We start from the raw sequence: 16,276 nt of genomic DNA, 5'->3' as shown, positions 1-16,276 counted from the left end.
TTGAGCCTTGGATCATAACAACGAATGTTGCGCTCGTTGCGGTTTTAATCAAGAGATCAGGGATAATCATAAGGTCAGGGTAAGCTGCCATAAAGACACCTCATGCTGGTTTCTGAGAGCATCTGCAAGCCCGTCTGGCTGTTCTGTTCCATTTTTCTCTCAGGCCGATAAACCCGGAATAATTCGCTCATCTTCTCTACTGGTTAACACCGTTATCGGGCTACAAACTATGATACGTTTTGTTGCGCCACTGTCAGGTATGTTTATTTTCGCCCTGGCCAGCGGCTACCTGACGACTCTGATTCCCCTGAGAATCAATGCGACAGATGGCAATGACTTTATGGCCGGTCTGATGGGTACCGCCTACTACCTGGGATTACTGGCAGGTTCATTTCGCTCAGAAAGCATTGTTTGCCGGGTAGGTCATATTCGCTCGTTTGCCTGCTTTATGGCGTTGCTCTGTGCTACCGTATTGAGCCTGGCACTGTCCGAGAACACCACCAGCTGGCTGGTACTGCGCTTCCTTAACGGCATGGCGGTGGCTGGCATATTTGTGGTGGTTGAGTCATGGCTGCTCTGTGAAAGTGACAGCGCCAACCGGGGCAAAGTACTGTCTTTCTATATGGTGTCACTCTATGGTGCCAATGCTCTCGGGCAGCTGTTTGTCGGCTTCCTTGATAGCAGTAGTCTGATGCCGTTTATCCTGATCGGTATTCTGCTGTCATTGTCGATCTTTCCACCGGCAATGACCCGAATCCCGACACCTGAGATAGAAAAGCCTTCTACCCTGGGATTCAGAAAGCTGTTCGAACTGACACCGTCCGGAGTAATCGGCTGTTTTGCCGGTGGCCTGGTGTTGGGTGGTTTGTATTCAATGCTGCCCATTTATCTGGCCGACCTCAGCGACAGTGATGATCACACCGTAGCGCTCTTTCTGGCCATCACCATGATTGGCGGAATGGCACTGCAATTTCCGATGGGTTACCTCTCCGATATTATCGATCGGCGTAAAATGTTAATTCTGGTTGCCCTGACGGGTTGTGCCGTTTGCTTTGCTTTAATCCTCAGTTCCCACGATAACTGGCTGTATTATCCATTATTATTTTTGTTTGGCGGTGCTACCTTCACTCTCTACCCACTGGCCATCAGCCACGGCTGTGACCATATGCACCCGGATGATATCGTGGCAGGAACCCAGGGACTTCTTCTCGCTTACAGCCTTGGCGCGTGTATTGGCCCGATCTTCGCGTCACTACTTATGAGCCATATTCCAGAAGGCCTGATGCTGTTTTTCATCACAGTGATGGGAGCTACCGGTATTTTCTTCCTGATTCGGATGGCTTACCGTCCTGCGATCTACACCAGCGAAGAGCAGCACTTTATTCCAGTACCCCGCACAACGCCCATTGTTGCGCAGATTGACCCTCGTTCTGATGCTGAGGAATTATTGGAAAGCGAAGATACGGCTAAACCGGCAAGCTGAGAAACTGCGTTTAATCACTTCAATAAGCGCTGCCCGCTTTCCGCCACCCGCCGCCCGAAAAAGACAGGCCACTTGTGCTTTTGCGGGTAGCGACCTCCCTACCGTCGTACTCAATTATCAACTCACCCACTACAATATCAATGGTTTTTACCCGGCCAATATTGCCGTTGAACACCTCGCTCAGAGCCAGGAGGCTGTCGGACTTAAGACTGTCCTTCTGCGGTACGAAGAGATGAAGCAGCTCGATCAGCGAGTAAAGAAGTTTGAAAAAAACTCAAAACTATTACAGACAATGCACGATTATCATCACGTTAGACCTATCGTTATAGGGGAAAATATAAAACGGGAACTTTTACTTAACTGGATGAACTAACTTGATACTTACTGAGATAGTTTACCGTAATTTGCCGTACAGTCGTCCTCCAGGACTGCTTCTGATTAACCGTTTTTTTACGACTGCTATTAATACATCTGATCAACTACCTGGTACTTCGCCGGTCGTTGTGATCAAAACAGACAATTAACGTTAAGAGCCGCAGTATGGATAAACTCAACACCGCATTAAGTCCACAGTTTCTTGATTTAACTATTTCATCAGAATCAGGCAAGCAGACCTCAGGCGTCCCATGCTTCAGCACTCAGCAAACCAAAAGACAGATTCCCGGTATTTCCACAGACCATGTATCAGGCTATGTCACAAGAAGGGTTCCCGAAAAAACCATTGCCGACCGACTGCATCTTCACCAACTGACCAAGACTGATTACAAACAGAAAATTGAGAAAACATGTCTTTTTGAACAACTCATTCCGTCGTTAATGTCAACAACAGGAATGTCGCAAACGTCTGTCCTGACGCATTTGTTACCGGCCCTTGAGTTCACCCCCTATTTAAGAAAAATAAACCGCGAAGAGATGGTAAAAGTCTCAGATCACCCGTCACATCTTCAGACCGGGTTGTTACTGGAACTGATAACCCGGGTAAAACAGGGGTATAAACTACAGGAACTGCATCGACTGGCAGGTGAGCAGCCCGCCTCAGCGGATATAAAAATCAATGGGCAGCCACAGACCATCAGTATTGGCCTGCATCACTTTACCCGGGAAGATCTCGGTGATGAGACATTCCGGGAGCTGCGTGATCGTCTAACCCCTTCGGGGAAAACGGCAGGTAAAGACCCGGGTGTTATTCTGGATCATGTGCAGAAAAGAAAAGCAGTATCCATGGCTCACTGGCAGAGGATGCTGTTGATGGTTCTGAAAATTCAGGACTCAGCCACCAGGCAGCACATTGCCCATGCTCTCAACACAGAGCATGGGTTGTCACCTGCCACCGAAGCAGAGTGCACAGCACTGACCGCCCTGATTCCAACGCTGAAATTAACCGTCCATCCCGGCTTTACCCTGCTGAAGCCGCTTTTTTTCTGGCTATCACAACACCACCTGAAAGGCAGCAAACTCAGCAGCCAGCAACTGACCTGGCTGCAAAGTATGGTTACCAACAAGCTTTACACAAAATTACCAGACCTGAGAAATACCGGGCTGGAGAAACTCTGTATCTATAAAGAGCCTCTGGTCAGCAGCCATGAAACGGACAATCCTCGTGAGCGGTGGATAAAAAAGGGAATTAATAAGGCAATTAATGATGCCACCCCACAACAACTGACTGAAGTCGTTGAGCTCTTTGACACACTGCTCTGTGACCTCACCCCGTCAGTCAGTGCAGAAAACCGTCTGGGCATTATCTACACATTGCTTAAATTCAGAGACCAGTCCCTGCTGAAAAATCTACTGGCAACAGGGAGCATTGGTCAGGATATTCTCATGAAAATGTACAAAACCCAACTGATCCTGACCTATTCCATTGATGAAAATGTTACTGAAGCCATAAAGAAGTCCAAAGAACAATCGGTAAATTGTCTGATCAAAACCCTCCAGCTGAGAATGGCGCAGTGCATAATAATGATGGCGTCAACGGATGGGTTATCAGTGCCTTTGGAGGCCATAAATAAGGCCAAGACCCTTATTGACCATCATAATGAGGGATTGCAGGCCGTACTCCCCGCCCATGAACTTGAGCAGCAAGATTCAGATAATTACTACGACGACGATAGCGACCAGCAAGATTCAGATGATAACTGCAACTATGATAGCGACCCGGAAGCGTTGCAAGCCGGACTGCGCCCCCATGAACCTGCCCAGCAAGATTCAGATGAGCAAGATTCAGATGAGCAAGATTCAGATGATAGCTACGACGACGATAGTGACCTGGAAGGGTCGCAACCCGCACAGCCCGCCTATGACCTTGGCCAGCAGGATTCAGATGATAGCTACGACGACGATAGCGATCTGGAAAGGTCGCAAGCCGTAATACCCGCCCATAATCCTGCCCGGCAAGATTCAGATGATAACTGCGACGACGATAGCGACCTGGAAGAGTTGCAAACCGCCCTGCGCACCCATAACCCTGCCCGGCAAGATTCAGATGATAGCTGCGACGACGATAGCGACCTGGAAGGGTTTCAAGCCGTACTGCGCGCCCATGAACGTAACCAGCAAGATTCAGATGATAGCGACGACGGTGGATACTGGGATAGATTCTCCAACATGGGGTACAGAAACCGTATTTATGACAGAACGCCATATGGCAACAACACCATTTCAGCAGAGAACTATCTTAGCGTTCCCGATTATCTGCTGACCAGCGACCGTGCTATCACTCTTGATCCACAACATCTGCTTCTGCCCCGGGACAAACACTTTCGTATTCCTTCAGCAAAAATTGAAGACAATTCACGTTTACGGAGGTTTGAACGAACCAGGCGCGACGAACAAAAGCTACGGAAGGATTTTCTGCTATCGACCAGATCAACCGATCTGACACAACCGGTTGACTGGCTAAAAATGGAGGTACCAATCACCTTCCTGTTTACCGGGAGCGCTCAGAAAAAAAGTCAAACTTCCTATGTATACCAGGTTTTCAACACCGAAGTGTTGCCGGTTATTCAGCAGGCTACCAGAGAAAACGCCAGCGCTGTTTCCGCAAACACTGGCAATGTATCAAAGTCACTGAAAAGGCCGCTCACTACCAGCTCCACCACCGAGCCTGTACCCCGAAAAGCGCGAAAAACAGAAGCGTCTTCTGCAAGTAGCGCCGAACTCTCCCTTGAAGAACGGGAGACTATGGACGTTATCAGGGAACTGTTGGCATTGGCAGAGACAACCGGAAAGCCAGGCCTTAACCTCAGGGCAATCATCACCAGTATTCAGGACCGGGCATCAAATCAGACATTACGTTCTCTGTTACAGCATATGGTAACCGTACTCCCCGGGCTGCCTGACAATCACATGCGCAGACAACTGCTGGAGCTAACGGCCTTTCAGTTATTTGCTGATTTACACCCAACAGACAACCCATTCAGGCGTTTAGTCAAAACGCTGTATATCATTCAATCCAGAAGTCGTTTCCTCCGGTTTGCCAATGACAATTACGATATTTACGGTAACAGTGAAACCAATAAATTAAAGCTGCAAATAGGTGAGCTGTTCAGAAACGAGTGGTGCCAGCCTGACGGTTTACTGGGGAACAGGATCCGGCAGTCGGTGAAAGCCGCTTTCAGGCAAAGTGACAGCAATTGCAGCTATCAGCAAATAATGGATTCTGTATTGAAATCCATCCGGCCATCCAAGCAGCCCTCTGATGACTACCCACACCTGATCGACCAGATGAGCAAGAAAGTAGAAAAAAGAATGAACCAACGGTGGGAGTTAAACAACCTGAAGCAGCAGAAGGAGATATTGGCGGCTCATCACCAGCCTACCTGCCAGGAAAACCTTAGCCGTGCAATCAAAGACCTGATTAAAACAGCTTCCGGACTTTGTCAGCAGTTTCTTCCTGAAGAGTACGTTAATAGTACAACACCGATATCCTGCGATGCTTCCCGTATTGATTCTGACATGGCAATGTCTGACCAGATCAATCCCACTGAGGATAGAGCCCAGCTATCCAGACGTTACCTGTATGATCAACTCAAGGCACTTATCCCACTGATTGGCACCTGGCTCAATCAAATCAATGATGACTGTCTGATTGCCGAGAAAGAGGCTGCTAAAGCCGGAATAGATCGACTGGAACAGTTTGCCAACAGCACAATCAGGGCCAATCGCCCCATTCAAAATGAGGACGAAACCTTAAAGCAGATTATTGCGTTGTGTGATCGATTCCACCGTTTACAACAGGAGCACAGCCAGTGGCAATCAACTCATGAGATAGCTTCCACCTACAACCAGTGGGTTGAAACCAGGAATACGCTGAAAAAACTCACGCACATACACCAGCTCACTCCCCCACAGGAGTTGCAGGAACAGATAAACGCGAGAATTTCCGGGCCTGAAAACCCTGCATTATCCCCGGAGGACCGGAAACTGCTGGGCACTGTTTCTGCATTAAGAACCCGATACATTAAAGCAGAGCTAGTCAGCAAGACTCTGCTTCATCCAAATATCCGTGAGTTCAATCAACAGCCTGAGCAATTGGCCCACCGTATTGCCGAGGTGGGCCAGCCATGGAGTGACAGTGTTCTGGCTCAGCATAATGAATATCGGTTATTACAGAACACACTCAACTATCTGCAACAAAAAGACCCTATGTACAGCACACCTGAGGTTGAGAAACAAAAAGCTCTGCATCAGGCCCGTGTGAGGCATGGCCTCAGCATGTCCAGCCTGCGGAGCGTGCAGGTAGAGTGTGAGTTACACCCGTTGCATGAGATTCGTTACCAGCATGACCAACCTCTGCTATCAACATTGGAGTCGATGGCACAGGCTCATACTGCAAAACATTCCGGTATTGAAACAGAGCCGCTGAGCAAACAACAACAACAGCAGTTGCAGGAAGTCATTGAATCTGCTCCTTTGGAGCCTACATTATCTGCCGGTGCCAGCCTGTTCGACTTGATCGGTATGGGAGCAAACAGCCAGCAGCTGAAAGTTGCTGCGAGCAACCTCTCCCCCATACTTATTGGCAGACACAGGGGCAGACACAGGAGCAGACACAGGACAAACGACTATGACGTGTTTGAGACTATAAAAGAACTCAAGGAAAAAAATACCGAAAAGATTAAAAAGCAACAACAACAGATTGAGAGTGAAAACACAGTCCTGGCCGAGATGGAAAAGGCGCATAATAAAATGGCCAGGAAGTTACGGGAATGTAAGGAAGCACTGTTTCACCGGTTAGAAAACCGAATGCATTGCGAGATAATGATTGAAGACCGGGCGTATTCCTATGCTGATGCACTTATTGCCTATTATTACAGAAATAATTATCAAGGCTTAAACGATGCGACCAGTGCCCAGCGGCAGGCAACTTCAACGCTGTATTCAGCAGGATTGCAACACAGAAGAGACCGTGAAAGATATCAAGAAAATATGCAATGGCTGGAGCTTGCAAGGAAATGTCGGTCTCACCATATCAACCCGAAAATCCTTCCGGATGTCCTCCATTTAATGAAGCTGGAAAGTCTGGTGTCCATTGATGATATAGAAAACAAAATGGCGGACTTACAACAACAAATTCAGGCAACAGAAAACATCATTGCTGAAAATACAGCGCAGGTCAGGGCAGCGGTTGCACAACTGGAAGCCAGACTGAAGCCAGAGCTTGAAGCTCAGAAAAAAACAACAAGAGCCGCCGAGCTGGCACTGTTCAGCAGAGCCTTTGAGCATGGACATCACTTGTCAGAAGTCCGCACTATACAGCGGGTATTGTGTCAATATCTCCGTGAAAACAGAAATGCTGCAAGCATTAGTGACGAAATTGTTGAGGACTGTAAAGCTCAGGAAAAGCACGTCCCCTCCAAATACACGGATATTATTGAGCCTCCCTGGCCAGGTACCGATGAGCGCAGCTGCCATTGGCGGTCAACGAACAACCTGCCCTTCCAGATTATTAATGTCTCTGGGGCATTCCCCTTACTGGAGTCACTGCATAAAGAGGGTAGAATCTCGCCATGGCAATTGTTGGGGCACGATGATGAGGGTAAGCCATCCAGCGCGCTGGTTTTCGCTGCGGCCAAAGGGCGCTACAGGGCTTGCGAAGCACTGATCAAATGTCTTGAAGAAACCCGGCACCTCTCCCCGGGCTCCCTTAATCATTTGCTGAAGTTGCTGACAGCCAACCCTTCCGGTGATAACAGAAACCTTCTGCACCTGATAGCGCAACTGGCAAAGCCAGCTCTTCTTAAATCCCTGTTGCAACTGCTCAATAATGTCAGTAATAAACAGGATTTCGATGCAGATTATCCTTCTGATTGCCTGCAAAACCGGATCGCCCTGGATAGGGAACACTTGTTAAAATCACTCCTGGCCAAGGCCGATTATGAAGGGCACCACGCCACTGACCTGTTGTTGTTCAATGTTGCTAAAAGAATCCGGGAATGGCCAGAAGATAATGTTCAGGCACTTGCCAGCTATTGCAACGATTTTCTGATCAATGAGGCCAGAAGCCTGTGGATAACCGTTTCTGAGTCTCTCAGTGTTGAGCAGTCCGGCAAATCAATTGACTGTTTTATGAAAGGTATTGATAACCTCGAAGGACTATCTTCGGTAAAACGACAAGCCGCTGAAATCTTCCTGAGAAAACTGATGCGCATATTCAAAGTGCATGGTCCTGCCGGGGTGCATGAACAACTGATGGCTCAGATTACACGGGTAGACCATGCTGTCAATATATCTGACCAGCATGAGCATTCGGTTCTGCCCCATCAAGGTGCATATTCATGATACAGAACCCACTCAGTAAACAGCGCTGCTGGTACAGCTTCATGATCTTCTGCGCGCAAGTATTCAACCAGCAGATCGTAAAGGGGGTTGCGGCATAACTTTTCCGACTTACCCTTGGCCAGATCAGCTACATTGACCCGCTGGGTGTACTCGGCAAGCGGTTTGGCACTGGAAACATGCAGGGTGTGTTCAAAGCCATAGCCGTATTCCCACGGGTAATAGCTCCCGGCGGGAAGTACCGGCTGGATTGCCTGCATCAGATTTGCACCGTAGGAAGTAATATCTTTTGGTAATATCAGACAGTCACCCAGTGCCAGGGCATGCACCTTTCTTTCGCTGTTTCCAGTCGCCGGGCTCACGACAAAAGCTGAGTCTTTTTCTCGAAAATACTGATGGAAAAAATAGGTGGCTGACAATAGCGTGCTTCCTGACCAGACATAATCAATGATCAGAATTTTTCGGTTGCTGGCTCTCGACCCAAGAATCTTATCAAAATGATGGAAAAGCGCCTTCTGTTCTTCAGGAGTCATCTTTTGTTTAAATCGAACCCTGCGCTTTTTACAGGTTTCCAGAAACTGAAAATCGGAAAGTGGCATATTGCATGCCGCGTCTTTTCCTAACCGCCCCTGAAGCTCTGCGATTACAGTCGCGGGGCTTCGGCCTATCCCGATGTACAGGAATTCCTGTGGAGGAAAGGCGGTAATCACTCTGTCTGACAATTGTTTCAGTTCGCAGATGAACAGAGACCTTATATTTTTGCTGTCCATGGCCGTTTTTAAAGGCCTGAATCTCTCATCATCAACACTGATCAAATGCTTTGCAGTAACTGCCTGTGCCTTCAGTTCCGGCAGAGGCGGAGGGACCGGGCTGATAAAATTGTTCAATGATCCGGATGTTGTTGGTGTCATCTGAACCTGCATTTATTTTATATTAATGAGTCAACGTTCAAGACCTGATAACAGCTTTATCACTAAACGTCGCTATTGATAGGCATAGCAGATCTTTATGCTTGGTTGATATAAATAGCAAATGGGTTGTGTTAGGGAGGAACTTTTCAAATTGACTGAGCTGTCAGCAATCGAAGGTTAAGAATGTATTGATTGCTGCCCTCAGGTTAGGCAAATGGTAAAAAAGCCGGATAAGCTGCGTAACCTGGAATTGATGTACGGCGTTAGTCAAGTCCCTGCAATACCTGTTTCAGGGAGATGCTTGACCCTATTGAAACCCGCTATGTTCGTAAATTTTGGTAACTATAGCTCCCCGTCATATTTATCAATGCTATTGATTACCAGACCACCATCAATATCACCATCCAGTGAGACATCCATGGAATAATTAACCAGACGACCCTGAACACCACCGGTAACCAGCAGAGACTGCCCCTGAAAATCATAGCCAGCACCCAACTCAGCCTGCCAGTCAATCTCACCCCGAACACCTTTCAGCAGGAACTTATCAAAGCCATCGGTGAAGTGATAAGAGAGGGAAAGATCAACACCGGTTACATCTCTAATGCCATCCACATCGACACTGCGAGCCCCGACAATGGCCGAGGGTATCCAGCCATGCTTTACGGTCCAGCCCACCCCGGCGTAGATATGGTTATCATTCTGGGCTGCAGCCGCAGTATTGGTCAGCAACGATGCTGTTGCCATAATAGCCGTTATCAAGCCTTTTATTGTCCGGGACATGTTGCTCCCCCTTTTTTTCAGGCAATGTGTATTTGCTTATACGCCTTACTAACTCTACCTAACTGGCAAAAATAAGCAATGCAACATAGAGCCTAAAGGTCGCCATCCATAGCAAACACTTCATTCCCTGAAGAAAAACAAACTCAGTGTTTTTCGCTTAAGGCCAGCACCGGGCATTGATCATCAGCATCATTTGCAGCGGGCTGATAGGACTCTTGATTTAAACCGCAACGAGCGCAACATTCGTTGTTATGATCCAAGGTTCAAGCTGCCTTTATGCCAGTCCTAAATAAAATAAACCACCCTGGAAACTCTGGCACCATTTTTTGCCAGTATTTCCCAATCAAATTCCACACCCCGATCCTGAGTCAGTTTCCTGATAACCTGATGGGTCAGCCCCTGTCTTATATCTGCCACCCCGGCGACAGGGCTTTCACCGACATGAAGAATAGAAAAATCCGAGCCTCTGGTTTGCAGCCGTTTACCACTCGCCTCGGGCAGGCGAAGTGCACTTCTTTTTAAATGAAAGCCCTGGTAGATTGCAATAGAAAGAAGCAACAGACAACAGACAACAGACAACATAAAACAATACTTACTAATCCCATAAGTTCTTTGTACCTTCATGTTTAAAAAAGAAGTCAAAGGTTAAACAACACACTGATACATTCAGTCCAGGGCTGGCAGCCACCTTCAGAGGTTGCCAATGAACCGATACCGAAACTGATCCCTATATAAAGCCCGATACCCACCCCATTGGCGATAATATCGCCAAAACTGAAACGGCGATAACGGGTCATCTGCTGACAGAGCTCAATAAACACCCCAAACGCCATCAACCCTGCCGGTTTCCACCAGCAGACGCCTGCCGTTGGAAACGCCAGATCGATCAGCAAAAACAGCACCATAAAGGTGAGCGTATGTTTCACCTTATCATTGATAAAACGGGTGGGGTCCCATTTGCCGGGTATCAATGACATAAACAAGGCAAAGGCCAGGGCAAAGAAGGACAGGATTTGCCAGGTTGAAGGGGGAGTTGCCTGGAGTGTGGCAATGAGTTCATTCATTGAATGGCCCTGAGTTATAATTCTAACAGGTGATCGGCCAATGGGTGGTGGGGTTGATGGCGTTTAACATTTCCACTTCAGGTGGACATTAAGCTTACCCCTCCATTCGATCATAAACATTTGTGTCTTTGCAGTTAACGATATTTTATGGTTTTTCCCTCTCCTGATTATTGAAATATCACAACCCAACTTGCTACATTAGCGACCCAAATGACCGCTTAATTGTAAAAGCAGAAACCGTCGTCAGTTTATCAGCGTTAGCTGCTTCCTGACTCTACATGGCAGTTATTCGCATTAGCAGAATAAAAAGAACAGGAGTAGACCATGCGCCGTTGGAATGGCTGGGGTGATGAGAGTTACGTTAAAGAAGTATCCGACCATGGGGATGCATTGATTCGCCGTATTATCGGGGAACCGACGCCCTTGAACGATGCCACCCTGGACAGCGTGATAGCGAAGGTACCGGCATCACGCCTGCCTGAACATCCACTGATTGTGACCGCCGCAGAAGATCGTGTTCGCCATGCCCGCGGCCAGAGCTTCCCGGACTGGCTGGCCATGCGCAGTGGTGATTTTGGGGTTTTCCCGGACGGTGTCGCTTATCCGGAAACCAGTGCACAGGTTCGTGAACTTCTTGCCCTTGCGGTCCGGCACGATTTTATTGTGATTCCCTATGGCGGTGGGACATCCGTTGCCGGTCACATCACGCCTCAGGAAAATACCAGAGCCATTTTGACCATTGATATGGGTCACATGAACCAGTTAATGGATCTGAATGAAGAGAGCCAGATTGCCACCTTTGGTGCAGGGACTCCGGGGCCACAGATTGAAGCACAGCTGCAGGCAAGGGGTTATACCCTTGGGCACTACCCTCAATCCTGGGAACTGTCCACCATTGGCGGCTGGATCGCCTCCCGCTCTTCCGGTCAACAGTCACTCCGTTACGGCCGCATTGAACAGATGTTTGCCGGTGGTCGTATGGAAACCCTGCAGGGCACACTGGATATTCCTTCAATTCCCGCCTCTTCGGCAGGACCGGACATTCGAGAGCTCACCATGGGCACCGAAGGCCGCCTGGGTATCTTTACCGAAGTGAAGGTACGCGTACAACGTGCAGCAGAGCAAGAGCGATTTATGGTCTGCTTTATGCCGAACTGGCAGGCAGGTAAAGCCGTCGCCCGGGAAGTTGCACAGCAGAAAATCCCGCTCTCCATGATGCGAGTCAGTAACGCTAAAGAGGCCCGTGCCCACGCCCATCTTGGTACCTCACTCACGCAGTTCAAACTGTTGGATGGCTATCTGCGTTTTCGCGGACTGGACGACAATCGATGCATGCTGACCTTTGGCGTTACCGGCTCTAAATACCAAAATAAAGTGGCCCTGAAACAGCTGAAAAAGATTCTGAAAAAGCATGGCGGCGTTGGTGGTGCACTGGCCAACATCATGGGTACCATCTGGGCTCATGGCCGTTTCAAGTTCCCCTATCTGCGGGAAACCACCTGGGCCCGGGGCATAGCAGTCGATACACTGGAAACCTCCACCGACTGGGGAAATGTGGATGACTTGATGCATCAGATAGAGGCGAGCCTGGAAAACGCCTTAAAGGATGAAGGGGAAAATGTCATGGCATTTACCCACCTCTCCCATATCTACGGTCAGGGGTCGAGTATCTATACCACCTACTTTTTCCGCTGCGCTGACAGCTACGAAGCCACTCTGGAACGCTGGAAAAAGCTGAAGACCAAAACCTCTGAAGTGATTGCCCGGGGCTATGCCACCATTTCCCACCAGCATGGCACTGGTCGTGACCATGCGCCTTATATGCCTGCGGAAAAAGGTGAGCTGGGGATGCGGATGATTGAAACCCTGGTTCATAACTTTGACCCGGACAAACGACTGAACCCTGGTGTGTTACTCCAGGACAACGAATAACTTGTTACTTCATTGAATCAATCAGGTACCCAACCTATGTGGCAGAAATCCTGGCAGTCAGGTAACCGGAATCAGTTACTGGAAGCATTAAAAAGCAATACTCACGGGGAATGGGATATCGTTGTCGCCGGGGGCGGCATCACCGGTGCTGGTATTGCCCGCGAAGCAGCACGCCGGGGTCTGAAAGTGCTGCTGGTGGATCGTCAGGATTTCGCCTGGGGAACCTCCAGCCGTTCATCAAAAATGGTGCATGGTGGCCTTCGCTACATCGCTTCCGGCGATATCAAAACCACGATGCACTCGGTTTCCGAACGGGAACGCCTGATGAGAGAAGCTCCCGGGCTGGTTGATCAAATGGGCTATCTGATGGCCCATTACAAGGGTAGGTTTCCCGGGCCGCTGGTCTTTAATATGCTGCTGCGTATTTATGATTTTTTTGCCGGTAAGCGTTACCGTAAGTTTCATAAATCACACGACATTGAAAACCTGAGCCCTCTTATTGATGAACACAACCTGCTCGGTGCTACCCAGTTTGCCGACGCCATTACCGATGATTCACGCCTGGTTATCCGGGTTTTGCGGGAAGCTCAGAAAGATGGTGCTACGGTAATGAATTATGTTGGTGTCGATGCTCTGATTAAAAACAATGGTCGGGTGACAGGTGCTCAACTGAAGGATACCGAAACCAGTCAGGTGATTCCGGTTAAAGCCAAAGTAGTGATCAATGCCACAGGTGCCTGGGGGGATGAACTTCGGGGAGAGATGACGTCAGAACAGCATATTCGCCCTGCCCGTGGCAGCCATATTGTGGTGCCTGGCTGGCGACTGCCTGTCGCTCAGGCATACACCGCAATGCACCCGGATGATAAACGACCCATTTTTATTTTCCCCTGGGAAGGCAGAACCGTTATTGGGACCACCGATCTGGACAACGGCGATATTGGCAACCATGAAGTGGCCATGACCCGTGATGAACTGGAATACCTGATGAAAGCCGCCTGTTCCCAGTTCCCGAAAGCCGGGTTAACCGAACAGGATATTATCTCTTCATGGGCAGGTGTACGCCCGCTGGTCAGCTCAGGGGCACTGAACCCGTCGAAAGAAAAACGTGACCACAGTATCTGGAACGATAACGGACTGGTGACCATCAGTGGCGGCAAGCTGACCACCTTCCGGCTAATTGCCCTGGATGTATTGAAAGCAGCTGAAGAGTATCTCCCCGGCGTTGATTTCAGTGATACCGGCGCGGATATGTTTACTCAATATATGCCTGATAGCTCTCTGTTTAAAAAGCTGCCGGACTATTTAAAGAAACGTATCCGGGGCCATTACGGTATTGACGCTGATCACTTGCTGGCGCAGACCCGGCCCGATGAACAGGATGTTATTCCCGGTGCCCGCGCCCTCTGGGCCGAGTTGCGCTGGTCGGCCGGAAATGAAGCCGTTGTGCATCTGGATGATCTCCTGCTCCGTCGTACCCGGCTGGGCTTGCTGCTGGAACAGGGAGGCCTGATTTTTGCCGACAGAATCAAGGCCATCTGCCAGGAAGAACTGGGTTGGAACGAGCAGCAGTGGCAACAGGAAGTCACCCGTTATCAATCCATCTGGAATAGCTATTACAGTATTCCGAAATAGAGCAATAACGCTGATACTCGACAATGAAAATCAAGAAGTGAGTGTGTAGTGAGTGATTCAGAATATGTGCTGGCTATCGACAATGGCACCCAAAGCATTCGTGCCCTGGTATTTGACAGTGCCGGTAATGAGATCGCCAAAAGCAAAGTTGAGCTGGAGGCCTATTTTTCTCAACACCCCGGCTGGGCAGAACAGCACCCTGAATACTATTGGCAGCAGCTTGGGGAAGCCTGTAAAACGTTATGGGCCCAGGGCATTGTAGCGCCCGGGCAGATCAAAGGTATGGCACTGACCACACAGCGCTACACCATGATTAACCTGGATGAAGATAAAAAGCCTTTGAGACCGGCCATTGTCTGGATGGATCAGCGTAAAGCCGAACCGGAAAAGCCCGTTGGTGGCTTTTGGGGAGTGTTGATCAGGGCCATCGGCCTGACCAGCCTTATCGAAGATCTGCGCGCCAAAGCCCGTGATAACTGGATTATGCAACATCAGCCCGATATCTGGCAGAAGACCCGTTACTATGTGAATTTATCCGGCTACCTGACCTATCAACTGACTGGCGAAATGAAAGATGCCTGTGGTTCAGTGGCCGGTTACCTGCCCTATGACTATCGCCGCCAGAAATGGGCTGGCAAACACGATCTGAAATGGCAGCTGCTGGCCGCCAGACGACATATGTTGCCGGAACTGGTACAACCCGGAGAACTGTTAGGTCATATTTCGGCTGAAGCGGCAGAGCATACCGGTCTGGCTGTGGGCTTACCGATGATAGCAGCCTCATCCGACAAGGCCTGTGAAGCACTGGGCGCAGGCGGTGTTGACCCCCATATCGGCTGTTTGAGTTTTGGCACTACAGCCACCATCAGTACAACAACGTCCCGATACTTTGAAACTGTCCCCTTTATCCCATCCTATACAGCGGCGATGCCAAAACGTTACAACACCGAGGTGATGATTTATCGGGGCTTCTGGATGGTCAGCTGGTTTAAAAATGAGCTGGCCCAGGCCGAACAACGAAAGGCGAAAGAGCTGGGTGTAGAACCGGAACAACTGTTCGATGCCCTGCTGACCCAGGTACCTCCGGGCTCGATGGGCTTGATGATGCAACCGTACTGGTCACCCGGCGTACGTCAGCCCGGTCCGGAAGGCAAAGGTGCCTTTATCGGCTTTGGCGATGTTCATAAACGGGCGCATATTTACCGCGCGATTCTGGAAGGACTGGCTTACGAACTGCGTTCCGGTAAAGAGCAGATTGAAAAACGCAGCGGTACAGCGATCACCCGGCTACGGGTCTCCGGTGGTGGTTCCCAGAGTGATGCGGCCATGAAACTAACGGCCAATATTTTTGGCATGGCGGCAGAACGTCCGCACACTTTGGAAGCTTCTGGCCTTGGTGCAGCCATTAACTGTTGTGTCGGCCTTGGCATTCACAAAGACTACAACCAGGCCATTGATAAAATGACCCGGGTGGGCGATGTGTTTGAGCCGGACCTGCCAACCATGCTGCTGTATGATCGTTTGTACAATGAGGTTTATAAAAAGATGTATAAACGCCTGCAGCCGCTGTATAAATCCATTCGGGATATTACCGGTTACCCGAAGCATTAAGTTTCTTAGACCGTGAACTTCACACACCGCTCCTAAAAACTTGCTCAAACCTGCTCAAAGTTATCTAAACCTGAGCATTT

General features: G+C 49.2%; 10 protein-coding genes. 5 read left to right on the top strand and 5 right to left on the bottom strand.

Features of this window, described 5'->3' with window-relative positions; translation table 11 throughout:
* Nucleotides 1–229 precede the first annotated feature (229 nt).
* Nucleotides 230–1,483 (top strand): MFS transporter, encoded by a 1,254-nt coding sequence (locus KDK15_RS18600; RefSeq protein ID WP_257296892.1) that lies wholly within the window; start codon nucleotides 230–232, stop codon nucleotides 1,481–1,483.
* Between the two features lie 19 nt (nucleotides 1,484–1,502).
* Here KDK15_RS18600 and KDK15_RS18595 read toward each other — a convergent pair whose 3' ends face one another.
* Nucleotides 1,503–1,658: a hypothetical protein gene (locus KDK15_RS18595; RefSeq protein WP_257296891.1), complete on the bottom strand. Its 156-nt coding sequence runs from the start codon at nucleotides 1,656–1,658 to the stop codon at nucleotides 1,503–1,505.
* A 365-nt stretch (nucleotides 1,659–2,023) separates the two neighbouring features.
* Between KDK15_RS18595 and KDK15_RS18590 the strand changes: the two genes are divergently transcribed.
* The gene (locus KDK15_RS18590) at nucleotides 2,024–8,263 is read left to right on the top strand and encodes a hypothetical protein (RefSeq protein ID WP_257296890.1); all 6,240 of its coding nucleotides are present in this window, start codon (nucleotides 2,024–2,026) and stop codon (nucleotides 8,261–8,263) included.
* Here the strand turns inward: KDK15_RS18590 and KDK15_RS18585 are convergent.
* The 4 genes from KDK15_RS18585 to KDK15_RS18570 all read right to left on the bottom strand — a co-directional run bounded on the left by KDK15_RS18585 (nucleotide 8,245) and on the right by KDK15_RS18570 (nucleotide 11,018).
* Nucleotides 8,245–9,171, bottom strand: coding sequence for a hypothetical protein (locus tag KDK15_RS18585; protein WP_257296889.1), 927 nt, complete (start codon nucleotides 9,169–9,171; stop codon nucleotides 8,245–8,247). The genes KDK15_RS18590 and KDK15_RS18585 overlap by 19 nt on opposite strands.
* 342 nt (nucleotides 9,172–9,513) lie before the next feature.
* Entirely contained in the window at nucleotides 9,514–9,954 is a 441-nt protein-coding gene (locus KDK15_RS18580) for a hypothetical protein (protein WP_257296888.1), read from the bottom strand.
* A gap of 285 nt (nucleotides 9,955–10,239) precedes the next feature.
* Nucleotides 10,240–10,536 (bottom strand): hypothetical protein, encoded by a 297-nt coding sequence (locus tag KDK15_RS18575; protein WP_257296887.1) that lies wholly within the window; start codon nucleotides 10,534–10,536, stop codon nucleotides 10,240–10,242.
* A gap of 56 nt (nucleotides 10,537–10,592) precedes the next feature.
* Nucleotides 10,593–11,018 (bottom strand): hypothetical protein, encoded by a 426-nt coding sequence (locus KDK15_RS18570; RefSeq protein ID WP_257296886.1) that lies wholly within the window; start codon nucleotides 11,016–11,018, stop codon nucleotides 10,593–10,595.
* A gap of 324 nt (nucleotides 11,019–11,342) precedes the next feature.
* On the opposite strand from KDK15_RS18570, the gene KDK15_RS18565 reads away from it, so the two are divergent.
* From KDK15_RS18565 to KDK15_RS18555, 3 genes are read left to right on the top strand one after another with little or no spacing between them, the layout of a single operon-like run.
* Nucleotides 11,343–12,950 carry an FAD-binding oxidoreductase gene (locus KDK15_RS18565; RefSeq protein WP_257296885.1) on the top strand — a complete coding sequence of 536 codons (1,608 nt, stop codon included), beginning with the start codon at nucleotides 11,343–11,345 and terminating at the stop codon, nucleotides 12,948–12,950.
* A gap of 36 nt (nucleotides 12,951–12,986) precedes the next feature.
* A complete protein-coding gene (locus KDK15_RS18560) occupies nucleotides 12,987–14,585 on the top strand; it encodes a glycerol-3-phosphate dehydrogenase/oxidase (RefSeq protein ID WP_257296884.1) in 1,599 nt (532 codons plus the stop codon).
* Nucleotides 14,586–14,633: 48 nt separating this feature from the next.
* Nucleotides 14,634–16,196 carry an FGGY-family carbohydrate kinase gene (locus KDK15_RS18555; RefSeq protein ID WP_257296883.1) on the top strand — a complete coding sequence of 521 codons (1,563 nt, stop codon included), beginning with the start codon at nucleotides 14,634–14,636 and terminating at the stop codon, nucleotides 16,194–16,196.
* Nucleotides 16,197–16,276 lie beyond the last annotated feature (80 nt).

This window comes from Endozoicomonas sp. YOMI1, from assembly GCF_024606345.1.
In the GTDB taxonomy this organism is placed as follows: Bacteria; Pseudomonadota; Gammaproteobacteria; order Pseudomonadales; family Endozoicomonadaceae; genus Endozoicomonas.
This window is presented reverse-complemented; position numbering and strand designations above follow the sequence as displayed.

Excerpts from the sequence above, each read along its gene's own strand:
- KDK15_RS18570 (WP_257296886.1), bottom strand. The coding sequence starts at position 11,018 with ATGAATGAACTCATTGCCACACTCCAGGCAACTCCCCCTTCAACCTGG.
- KDK15_RS18565 (WP_257296885.1), top strand. The coding sequence starts at position 11,343 with ATGCGCCGTTGGAATGGCTGGGGTGATGAGAGTTACGTTAAAGAAGTA.
- KDK15_RS18560 (WP_257296884.1), top strand. The coding sequence starts at position 12,987 with ATGTGGCAGAAATCCTGGCAGTCAGGTAACCGGAATCAGTTACTGGAA.
- KDK15_RS18590 (WP_257296890.1), top strand. The coding sequence starts at position 2,024 with ATGGATAAACTCAACACCGCATTAAGTCCACAGTTTCTTGATTTAACT.
- KDK15_RS18585 (WP_257296889.1), bottom strand. The coding sequence starts at position 9,171 with ATGACACCAACAACATCCGGATCATTGAACAATTTTATCAGCCCGGTC.
- KDK15_RS18600 (WP_257296892.1), top strand. The coding sequence starts at position 230 with ATGATACGTTTTGTTGCGCCACTGTCAGGTATGTTTATTTTCGCCCTG.
- KDK15_RS18580 (WP_257296888.1), bottom strand. The coding sequence starts at position 9,954 with ATGTCCCGGACAATAAAAGGCTTGATAACGGCTATTATGGCAACAGCA.
- KDK15_RS18575 (WP_257296887.1), bottom strand. The coding sequence starts at position 10,536 with ATGTTGTCTGTTGTCTGTTGTCTGTTGCTTCTTTCTATTGCAATCTAC.